The organism is Roseibium album, from assembly GCF_001404515.1.
GTDB lineage: Bacteria > Pseudomonadota > Alphaproteobacteria > Rhizobiales > Stappiaceae > Roseibium > Roseibium album.
In genome coordinates, this window is sequence record NZ_CXWE01000008.1 from 360,835 (window position 1) to 371,205 (window position 10,371).

7 protein-coding genes are annotated in these 10,371 nt (G+C 57.5%); 6 read left to right on the plus strand and 1 reads right to left on the minus strand.

The window, feature by feature from the left end:
- Window positions 1-254 precede the first annotated feature (254 nt).
- Window positions 255-1,775: an ABC-F family ATP-binding cassette domain-containing protein gene (locus tag LA5095_RS26060; RefSeq protein WP_055120349.1), complete on the plus strand. Its 1,521-nt coding sequence runs from the start codon at window positions 255-257 to the stop codon at window positions 1,773-1,775.
- A gap of 3 nt (window positions 1,776-1,778) precedes the next feature.
- Here the strand turns inward: LA5095_RS26060 and LA5095_RS26065 are convergent, their stop codons facing one another.
- On the minus strand, window positions 1,779-2,441 hold the full coding sequence (locus LA5095_RS26065) for a L,D-transpeptidase (RefSeq protein WP_055120464.1): 663 nt from the start codon (window positions 2,439-2,441) through the stop codon (window positions 1,779-1,781).
- A 516-nt stretch (window positions 2,442-2,957) separates the two neighbouring features.
- On the opposite strand from LA5095_RS26065, the gene LA5095_RS26075 reads away from it, so the two are divergent.
- The 5 genes from LA5095_RS26075 (at window position 2,958) to LA5095_RS26095 (ending at window position 10,142) form a co-directional block, all read left to right on the plus strand.
- Window positions 2,958-3,290, plus strand: a complete 333-nt coding sequence (locus tag LA5095_RS26075; RefSeq protein WP_173937438.1) for an SMR family transporter — start codon at window positions 2,958-2,960, stop codon at window positions 3,288-3,290.
- Between the two features lie 336 nt (window positions 3,291-3,626).
- Complete coding sequence (locus LA5095_RS26080; RefSeq protein WP_055120355.1) at window positions 3,627-6,503, plus strand: peroxidase family protein; 2,877 nt, start codon at window positions 3,627-3,629, stop codon at window positions 6,501-6,503.
- Between the two features lie 12 nt (window positions 6,504-6,515).
- Window positions 6,516-8,159 carry a hypothetical protein gene (locus tag LA5095_RS26085; protein WP_055404445.1) on the plus strand — a complete coding sequence of 548 codons (1,644 nt, stop codon included), beginning with the start codon at window positions 6,516-6,518 and terminating at the stop codon, window positions 8,157-8,159.
- Window positions 8,160-8,167: 8 nt separating this feature from the next.
- Complete coding sequence (locus LA5095_RS26090) at window positions 8,168-8,755, plus strand: hypothetical protein (protein WP_055120359.1); 588 nt, start codon at window positions 8,168-8,170, stop codon at window positions 8,753-8,755.
- A gap of 1 nt (window position 8,756) precedes the next feature.
- On the plus strand, window positions 8,757-10,142 hold the full coding sequence (locus LA5095_RS26095; protein ID WP_055120361.1) for a hypothetical protein: 1,386 nt from the start codon (window positions 8,757-8,759) through the stop codon (window positions 10,140-10,142).
- Window positions 10,143-10,371 lie beyond the last annotated feature (229 nt).

A 10,371-nucleotide genomic window follows, 5' to 3' on the forward strand; every position in this document is an offset into this window, starting at 1 on the left:
GGTCTCCTCAAAGAGGTCAAAAGGTTGCCGGGATGATTGACTTGACGAAAAGACCGAACTAGCGTTCCGGACAGTCCACACGAACCAAGGGAGGATCATTTGACGTATTTCCGCTTCCATGATCGAACCCGAGGTCCTGTCCAGGCCCTGCAAATGCGTTTGTAGGGCTGATCGGAGGACAGTTTTTCAAGTCACCACGATCTGCCCAGAAGGCAGCTTTATTGCTGCGAATCCCGGTTCGAAAGTTGTGACACATGTCCCTGATCAATCTGCGCAATCTCGGCGTTATTTACTCTACACCCCTGTTTGAAAACCTGAACCTTAGCCTTGGCAAAGGTGAGCGGATCGGTCTCGTTGCGGCAAACGGGACAGGCAAATCCACTCTGCTCCGCATAATCGCCGGTGAGACCGAGGCGACACAGGGTGACATCATCCTTGCGCGGGGGACGAAGGTCGGACTTGTTACACAGGATGTTCCAGACGACCTTGTGGAACTGTCGCTCTTTGATGCGGTCCTGTCCGCTCTTGATCCCGAGCAGATCGAATCGGAAAGCTGGCGTGCCGATATCGCGTTGAATGACCTGGAGGTTCCGGAGATTCATTGGAGGCGTCCCCTGAACAAACTGTCAGGGGGCTGGCAAAGGGTTGCGCTGCTTGCAAGGGCCTGGGTGAGTGAGCCAGATGTGCTTCTGCTGGACGAACCGACGAACCACCTGGATCTGAACCGCATCGGGGTTCTGCAGACCTGGATTTCGACCGTCGCGCGCAGCACACCGATGATCGTGGCCAGTCACGACCGGGCATTTCTGGATGCGGTCTGCAACCGGACCCTTTTCCTGCGCCGCGAAAAATCGCATGTCTTCGCGTTGCCTTACACAAAGGCACGCGAAAGCCTTTCTGAACAGGATAGCGCTGCCGAACGTCAGTTTCAGAACGACTTCGCCAAGGCGAGCCAGCTCCGCCGCAAAGCTGCGAAGTTGAAAAACATCGGCATCAATTCAGGGTCTGATCTGCTGCTTAACAAGACCAAACAGCTGAACGAGCGTGCCCAGAAGATAGAAGATACGGCCCGACCCGCTGAAAGGCATCAATCTGCAGGAAAAATCCGCCTGGAAAACTCAGGAGCGCACGCCAAGGCCCTGGTCAGCCTTGCCGAATCTGCCGTGACAATTCCGGACGGCCGTACGCTGTTCAAGCTTCCACCGCTATGGATCAACCCCGGAGACAGGGTCGTTGTTCTTGGCGCGAACGGTACCGGCAAGACGCGGCTGCTGTCGCTGGTGACGGGCGCACTTGATGCCGAAGTTGCCAATATCCGCGTTGCCCCTTCTGCAATCCCTGGTGTTTCCGATCAGAACCTTTCCCAGCTCGACAGGTTCAAGAGCCCGATGTCCGCGGTGACGGAGATGTCGGATGTCGGCGACCACAGAGCACGCGCGCTCCTGGCCGAAGCAGGCCTTCATATCGATCTGCAGGAAAAACGAATCTCCATTCTCTCGGGAGGACAACGCAGCAGGTTGGCGATGCTTTTGCTGCGCCTTTCAAAGCCGAATCTCTATGTTCTCGACGAACCCACCAACCATCTCGATATCGATGGCCAGGAAGCGCTTGAGCGGGAACTGCTCATCCACGACACCACAGCGCTGATTGTCAGCCACGACCGAACTTTCGTGCGCAATGTCGGCACACGTTTCTGGCTTATCGACGGTAAACGGCTTGCGGAAACCGACAGTCCCGAAACGTTCTTTGACGTGCAAATGGACGGAGCGGTCTGAAACTCAGCTCAGCACAACCACCTTGGTGCCGAGCTCGACGCGCTTGTAAAGATCGATAATGTCCTGGTGCCACATGCGGATACAGCCGCTGGACGCATTGGTCCCGATGCTGCTCGGCTGGTTGGTACTGTGGATGCGGTAGAGCGTATCCTTGTTGCCCTGCCAGAGATAGAGCCCGCGGGCACCGATGGGGTTTCGCGGTCCACCCTCCTGCCCGTCCCGATACTTTTCCAGTTTGGGGTCACGCTCGATCATCTCGTCGGGCGGGAACCATTTCGGCCATTCCCGCTTGAAACGGATGACCGCTTCCCCGTTCCAGGCAAAGCCCGCGCGCCCGACACCGATGCCATAGCGGATGGCGCGCCCGCCGGGTTGAACAAGATAAAGGAATTTCTTTTTCGGATCGACGACGATTGTCCCTGCAGGATATTTGGTTGGATAAAACACCGTTTGCCGCAGGTATTTCGGATCAAAAGACTGATAGTCGATCCCCGGAAGTGAAAATCCACCATCCCGGACCGGCGCGTAGGCGGACGCATAATTCGGTGTTCCGTCTGAAAGAGGGGTCAGACCCGCCTGAACAGTCGATTTCTGCTTGCCCTGACAGGCCGCCAACAGAAACGGAACTGCAAAAACCAAATGACGGCGGCTCAGTTTTGATGCCATTTTCAATTCCCTTTGCGCTCGGTCGAGCGGACAATCCAGTTCAACATTGCAACTTCGCGCCATCTGACCCCGGATCCGGGACCGAAAGGGCACTCTTCAATACGCAACGCAGAGTTCAAGCGAACAATATTATGGTAAACGGCAAATTAATGGCCGCTTCAAGTCATTGTGTTCTCAACCGGTTCCTTGACATCAATTCGGTTACCTTGGCGGAAGACAACGTCAACCGGGTTTGCGTTGGAGCACCCGGCAAATCCGTTCGGGAGAAAAGCCTGACTTTGCAAGGCTTCCGGTCTTCGCCGCCGCCCCAACTTTATCCGTCCCCGATGATGTCAAACTCCACCGACGGCAGCGTCCGGAGCTGGCAGAAAATTCACACGGATATTGCGCGAGGGAGCATTCTCGTGACAAACAGCGGATTGAACCGCACGTGTTCCTGCCAACCGACTTCGGTCCGTTTCGGTAGCCCTTCGCCTCCTTTTGCAAGTTAAAGAGCCGCACATGCCCGCCAGCCCGATCGCAACCTACCTGTTCCTGGGTGCCGCCATCCTGGCAGAAGTCATCGCGACCTCCGCATTGGCAAGAACCGAAAACTTCACGCGTCTTGTGCCGTCGCTCATTACGATTGCCGGCTACGGTCTGTCATTCTGGCTTTTGTCCTACCCGATCCGGGTACTACCCACCGGTGTGGTCTACGCCATCTGGTCGGGTGCCGGAATCGTTCTGATCACCATGGTTGCCTGGCTGGCATTCGATCAGAAACTGGACCTTCCCGCCCTTGTCGGTCTCGGCCTGATCATCGCAGGCGTCGTGATCATCAATGTCTTTTCGAAATCGGTCGCTCACTAGAAGCAGATACCTGCATGGCCTCTCTCCAAGACGCTGCCCTTGCCTGGCGATGAACAGGTTGTAGGCGGAATCACACCATGCTTTCGCCAGCGCGGTCGTATACCCGCCTGTCGCTGGATAACAAGGCCGAAGGCATCTTCGATACAATCAAGGCACGACATTTCCCTTTTGTTTAAAGAGGTTGCCGCCATTTCGTAAGGTAATGACAATAAAACTCAAATGCACCTCAACAGCCGCGTTGAAAATTACAAAATTCAGCAATATAATATCAATATACAGTTTGCTTTATTTTAGAACATTTCAATTTTTTCTCTTTTTGGTTGTGAGGGCGCGTGTATGTTGGCTTCAGACGACGAAAACAAACCTGAAATTACTGACAATATTGTTGGAATTACAAAGTGGGAGAAATACAGGAGCGAAAGAAACGGAGCCGACCAGGAGCGCAAGGACTTCGAGCGCTTCGCCCATACGATCCTGAAAGTTCAGGACAAGGTCCGTCGCAGATCCGGTGCGCTGCGCATCGATCGCGCGCAACACGCCAAGGCACTTCTGGCGATTGACAATGCGGTGCTCAAGGTTTCCGAAGACCTGCCGGATGATCTGTCCGTGGGCCACTGGCAAAAAGGTGCGGAACTGCCTGTTGTCCTGCGCCTGTCCAACGCGAGCGGCCAGCACCAGCCGGACAGCGATCGTGACCTGCGAGGTGCGGCGCTCAGGGTGGATACCGGCGCCGGTGTCCAGGACCTCCTGATGACGAATTTTCCCGTTCCGCACGCCCGTGATGCCGAACAGTTCATCGCATTTGCCTCCGCCATGGCCGGAAACCGAATTGTCGGTGTCATCAAGCTGGTATTCGCGGTCGGTCCGCGGGAAGCCATTCGGATGCTTCGCAATGTTTCAGGTGGCACCAAGCGTCCCGTCCATTCGCTGACGGAGGAAAGCTTCTGGAGCCGCGGAGCGGCGCTCTGGGGTGACGCCGGTCCCGTGCGATACTTTATCCGGCCTGCCAACAGTGCTGCCGTAAAAGAGGGCAATACTGAAGTCCCGGACAATCCAAATTACCTGCGGAACGAAATCGCCCAATTGGTAAGTGAAGGGGACGCCAGCTGGGAATTTTGCGTCCAGCGCTTCGTGAACGAGGAGATCACACCGGTCGAGGATGCTGCTTCGGAATGGCCTGAAGACAGATCGGCACCGATAGTCGTCGCCGTCCTGACCGTGCCCGAGCAGGACGTCACCACGCTGGAAGCGCAGGACAAAGCCGTTCAGATCGACGGACTGGCCTTCAACCCATGGAACACCCGACCTGAATTCCGTCCACTCGGAAATCTCAACCGCGCTCGCAAGGCCGTTTACGCAGCAAGCGCTGCCCATCGTGCACGGAAACGGTTTTACGAACCAGTTCCGCTGCGCAACCGGATTGTCACGGCAGTACTCGAACGCGCCTTCGGGCTGCTCAACCGCTGGCGACCCTGGTACCGTCTGCCGCATCTGCTGGCGCTTTTGAACCTGTCCCTGCTGCGTCATCAGCTGCGCCGGGAAAACCTGATTGACCGCGAACCGGTCGAACCGAACCCGCAAGCGACGCAGCCCGGGAACCCGACACCGGAAGAGGCCTGGGACCGCAGGTCCTTTGACGGAACGCAGAACGACCTCGGCGTTCCGGACATGGGTAAGGTCAAGGCCGTGTTCGGTCGCAATCTGCCACCTGATCCGCGCCCGGACGATATCAATACGCCGAACCCGGTCGAAGTCAGCAAGCAGTTGCTCTATCGAAAGTCGTTTATACCGGCGACTTCGCTGAACGTGATAGCAGCCGCCTGGATCCAGTTCCAGGTCCATGACTGGGTTCAGCACAGCCGCCGTAAATTCGGGGAAGACGACATCCAGGTGCCAATGCCCGAGGGCGAAACATGGAAAAACACGCCCAAGGGTAAGAAAGAGACCGTCATGCGGATCTCCGGCGATGTTCCCATCGGGACTTCGGATGATCAGAAACTGACGTTTGAAAATACCGTTTCCCACTGGTGGGACGGATCGGAGATTTACGGCAGCAGCCTACAGAAAGCCGCACGCTTGCGCGACGGCACCGGACCGATGCTGCGTCTGGAGGAAGGCTATCTGCCGGAAAACAATCTCGGCATGGAAGTTACAGGCTTTAACGAGAGCTGGTGGCTTGGCCTGTCCGCGTTACACACGCTGTTTGCCCGTGAGCACAATTCGGTTTGTGACGCTCTCCGGCGTGAATACAGCACCTGGAGCGACGAGCGGGTCTATCAGACAGCAAGGCTGGTGATCTCCGCGCTGATTGCCAAGATCCATACGGCTGAATGGACGCCCGCCATCCTGGCAACTCCGGAAATCGATGTCGCCCTGAATGCGAACTGGTCCGGTCCGGGCGGGGCATTCACCCGGATGGGTCTGTGGCTTCAGGAAGCGCACGCGCTGCGTGGCATTCCCGAAACGCTTCCGGACCATCACAACGCGCGATATTGCCTGACCGAAGACTTTGTCACGGTCTACCGGCTGCATCCGCTTCTGCCTGACGACTATCATATTTACGATTCCGCGACCGGCGGTTTCCGGGAGAAACTGGAATTCAATGATATCCAGGGGATCAGGACGGACGAAGTGATGCGCAGGGTCGGGCTGTCCGACGTGCTCTATTCGATGGGCAACTCACATCCGGGTGCGATCACGCTCCACAATTATCCCAGGTCGCTTCAGCACTTCACCCGTACATCGCCGGACCTCAAGACCGAGATCATAGACCTGTCGGTCGTCGATCTCGTGCGGGAGCGCTCGCGAGGGATACCGCGGTACAACAAGTTTCGTCAGGGACTTCACAAGTCGCCGATCCGGCGATGGGAAGACATCACGGCGAACAGCGAGGATGTGCGGCTCCTCAAGGACATCTACGGCTCGTTCGACAATGTCGACACGATGGTCGGTCTATTTGCGGAAACGCCACCACCGGGTTTCGGCTTCTCCGACACCGCCTTCCGGATCTTCATCCTGATGGCGACCCGCAGATTGCAATCCGACCGTTTCCTGACTGTCGATTTCCGACCAGAAATCTATTCACCGCTTGGAATTGCCTGGGTTCAGGAAAATACGATGACGAGCATTATCCTGCGTCATTTCCCTGAATTTGCGAGTGTCCTGCCCACGGGACAAAGTGCCTTTGCGCCCTGGCGCCCTCGGCAGACCTGAGGAGAACAGCTCATGCCAGTCTCCGTCCCTCGTCTCAACTATGTCTGGCGGGTCGCCCTTTGGGTATTGAACATCGCCATTCTGATCGCCGTTCTGGCGACCGGCTACCTTGTTTACATCGAACGAGGCTGGGCCAAGCCGATCTATCGGGATGCGCCTCAGGCGTTTCGCAATGGCACGATCGGGACCGAAGTCATGCCGCTGCCCGTGGCGCTCGTCCTGCCGGATCTGTTTCCGCATCATTTCCAGCCTGGCGGCCAGGAGGCCGGCACCTGGGTGGAACAATTCGGATTTCTGGACGATCCGGACAATCCCGACGGCCTTCCTGTCGGGTTTACCACGACCAACTACCGGCCGCAGACGGCGGCCCCATCGCCGGTGCCGTTCGTCGCGCTTACCTGCGCGCTTTGCCACACAACCGAATTCAGCACGTCCGATGGCGCAGAACCCGTTCGGTTGCTTGGCCCCGGAAGCGTCTCCATCAACCTTTTCGCGTGGCTGGATGCCTTCCAGTCGTCGCTGATCGAACGCATGCCGACGGCTCCTGGAGAACCGGTGGAAGACGCCCCGTTCCGGCTGACGGTGCCGGCAATCATGGCCACTTACGAGGAAAAGACGGGAAAGAGCCTCAGCCTGCCCGAACGGATCATGACCGGCCTGTGGCTCCGTCAGATCCGGGAACGCCTTCTTGCAAACATCGAGCGATTTGACGAGCCATACGGCTATGGCCGCTCGCGAGATGAAGATGTCACTCCCACAGGGCCGACCCGAACACTGGCCTTTCGCACGTTGCTTCGAAACGTGATGCACTACCCGGCCAACAACCTGCCGATCCACTCCAAGATCGCGACAATCTACAATCAGGGCTGGCGCGAACGGGCTCAGTTCGACGGATCTGTTTCGAATGTGGAAGCGCGCAGTTCGCTTGCTGCCGTCGCGGCCGGCGCGACCGAGGTCAACCTCGCCCACCCCGAGATCGTGCACAATATTCGCGAAGCGATCGCCTACACGATTTCGCTGGCACCACCCAAATTCCAGGACCTGTTTCCCGAGGCCGGGCAACCCGACCCGGGTGCCGTGCAGCGCGGACGGCAGGTCTACAGGAATTCTTGCATGTCCTGCCACGGCGACCGATCCGGCGAAGGGTGGGAACCGGGCGAAAGAACGCATGAAGTGATCCCCTTGTCTGAAATCGGCACCGACCCCGAACGGGTCATGTTCCGCCACTATGGCGAGATGCCGGATGCGCTCCACGCCTATTTTCCGAAGGAGCATCCCTTCGCCTTCGCTCGCGACGAGGTTCATCCTCAACCCCAGGACGCCGACAATCTGGCCATTCGCGGCTACGTGGCGGGGCCGGTCGACGGCGCCTTTTTGAGAGCACCGTTCCTGCACAATGCGAGCATTCTGACCCTGGCAGAGCTTATCAATCTCGAGCCGAGGCGGGCCCAGTTCTATCGCGGCTGGAACACCTACGACACCGACCGTGCAGGATTTGCCAGCCCATCGGCAAAAGACAGCCGGCGTTACTTCCTGTTCGAGACGTCAGCACCGGGAAATTCGAATGCGGGGCATAACTACCCGTGGGCGATTGACGACCCGGAGCGGGATCCGGCTGCCCTGTCCGACCTGCTTGCATACCTGAAAACCCTGTGAGGTCCGCCATGACCCGTGACAAACCTACCGCGCTGACGCTTGCGCAAATCACCATAGTGAACCTATCGGCAGGCCTTCTGATCATCTGGTGCATGATTGCGCCGGAGCTGGATGGTGACCTTGAGATGGGTCGCACAAGGCTGACCATCTGGGCGACCACATTCCTGCTGATCCCGGCGCTTGGCCTGTGGCTTATCAGGACCGCCGGCCAGACGGTCGCCAATCTGGCCTATCTTTTCTGGACAGGTGCCTGGGTGCTGTTCGTGCTGCATGCCTATTGGGCGATCTTCATAATTTTCGACGGTGTAGCCGATACGTTCGTACAACAGGGAACGTTGATCGCGGGCGGCAATTTCCTGCTGCTCGGCGTCTGGACACTCGATGTTCTGATGATCTGGCTGCTGCCAGCCAGAATGCAGTCCTTCTGGTTCCAACTGATCGCCAGACTGCTCGCCTTTCTAATCTTCGCCCTGACCCTTGTCATCCTGAGAGGGGGCGCGATCCAGATCCTGGGTTTTGTTTTTGCCGGCACACTTGTCGGCGCGGCCCTGGTGCGGGCGATCGTCCAAGTACCGGCCAAAGTAACGGAGACCTGAGATGAACAAGCAGGCGGATATTCACAAGGGATTGGCAGACCTCCTCGCGCGGCCGTTGCTGGAAACCATCTGGCGCCGCAGAACCCACAGGGTTCCACGCGGCGTGGAGGAAGTCGCCGCGGGATCGATGACCTACCGTTCCGGTCAGGAGCCCAAACCCCTGTCCGATCTCGAGGAAGCCATCCTGATTGCCATGACCGGCGCAACGGGTCTGACGATGCCGGACCGGCCGTTCCAGGACCCCGAGACCGGTCGGCTGGTCATGGCCAAACCCAACCTCACCATGACCGGACGAACCGCGGGAAGCCCCGACAATGCACAGGGAACGCATTTTTTCCTGATCAACGACAGTGGTACCTATTTCCTCAGGCAGTTGCCGCCAAGCAGCGAACCGTTTTCGCCCGAGTTGCTGATCGAGCGCGCGAACCAGGCGAAAGTCCGTTTGCTCGACAAGCGGCTGGATGTTGAACAGGGCGGGCGCAACTTTCCGGCCTATCTGGATTCCAACCGCCTCTTGTCAAATCTGCCGGGGACAACGATCCTGGTCCCGGTCGTCGACCTTTCGCATCAATATATCAACGGCCTGATGTATCTTCTGACCCAGCCGGACGGTTCGAGACCGGCGCTCGTAGACGACCGGAATTTTTACTTTTCCGCCGGCGTCAAGAACTGGGTTCGCCGCAAGTTCCTGAATGATGACATCAAGGTTCCACTCGGTGTGATCGGGTCTCTCAGAACCCAGCTGGAAGCACCCCTCCTCCTGCAGAACCTGTTTCTCGTGGCCGAGGCCATGGGACTTGGTGCCTGGATACACGCCACCATCAGTCCGCCTGTTCTGACGGGCGATCCAAAATTCAGCGACCGGTACGGACCCATGCTGGGATTTGACCATCACATACCCCGATGGCGGCTGCCGGACATTCTGCGCTGGCATGTCCCCTTGCCGCGTTTTGCCAATCTGAGGTCCCATCCCGTCGCCCTGCGCCACAATGGCGAAGACCTGATCGTCGCCAAGTGCCCGCCCAACTATGCCAACATGAGCGATGCGGTCGACGCGGTGCTTGCCAGGAAGTTCGGAGACGGTGGCGTCTACCAGGACAGGGACACTTTCAAGAAGATCTACAAGGGTGATTTTGGCGAACGCTACCTGCAGGAAGCTGCCGAATACAATCAGGACGTGATCAACTGCGCCCGAGATGTCTGCAACTATATCTACGACACCCACGGTCGCTTCCCGGCTCATTGCGAAGCCATTCACGTGCCTGGCGTCTGGCTACAGGTGCATCACGTCGAAATTCCCTATTACGAGAAATTCTTCGAGGATGGCCTGACCGACTGCCACCGCAATCACGATGAGCTTTGGGATGGCGAGAGAGATTCCGATTGAGGTTTAGGAGCCATTCGACGAAAAGGTTATTTACTCTGAGCCGAAGTCGTGTGCAGAATAAAGGGACCAAATCGCAAAAGAGAATGTGAGCTAAAGCCCCTTGACTAAGGCTTACTCAATGATTTCTAATCTTCAGGACAATTCGTTTTGGACGGTCATATCAACTTGAATAGCCCCGCGTTTTCTAGACGCCCTCGGCTTTCATTTTCTGCTGTCGTTCGAACTCTAT

Excerpts from the sequence above, each read along its gene's own strand:
- LA5095_RS26060 (WP_055120349.1), top strand. The coding sequence starts at position 255 with ATGTCCCTGATCAATCTGCGCAATCTCGGCGTTATTTACTCTACACCC.
- LA5095_RS26065 (WP_055120464.1), bottom strand. The coding sequence starts at position 2,441 with ATGGCATCAAAACTGAGCCGCCGTCATTTGGTTTTTGCAGTTCCGTTT.
- LA5095_RS26080 (WP_055120355.1), top strand. The coding sequence starts at position 3,627 with ATGTTGGCTTCAGACGACGAAAACAAACCTGAAATTACTGACAATATT.
- LA5095_RS26085 (WP_055404445.1), top strand. The coding sequence starts at position 6,516 with ATGCCAGTCTCCGTCCCTCGTCTCAACTATGTCTGGCGGGTCGCCCTT.
- LA5095_RS26090 (WP_055120359.1), top strand. The coding sequence starts at position 8,168 with ATGACCCGTGACAAACCTACCGCGCTGACGCTTGCGCAAATCACCATA.
- LA5095_RS26095 (WP_055120361.1), top strand. The coding sequence starts at position 8,757 with ATGAACAAGCAGGCGGATATTCACAAGGGATTGGCAGACCTCCTCGCG.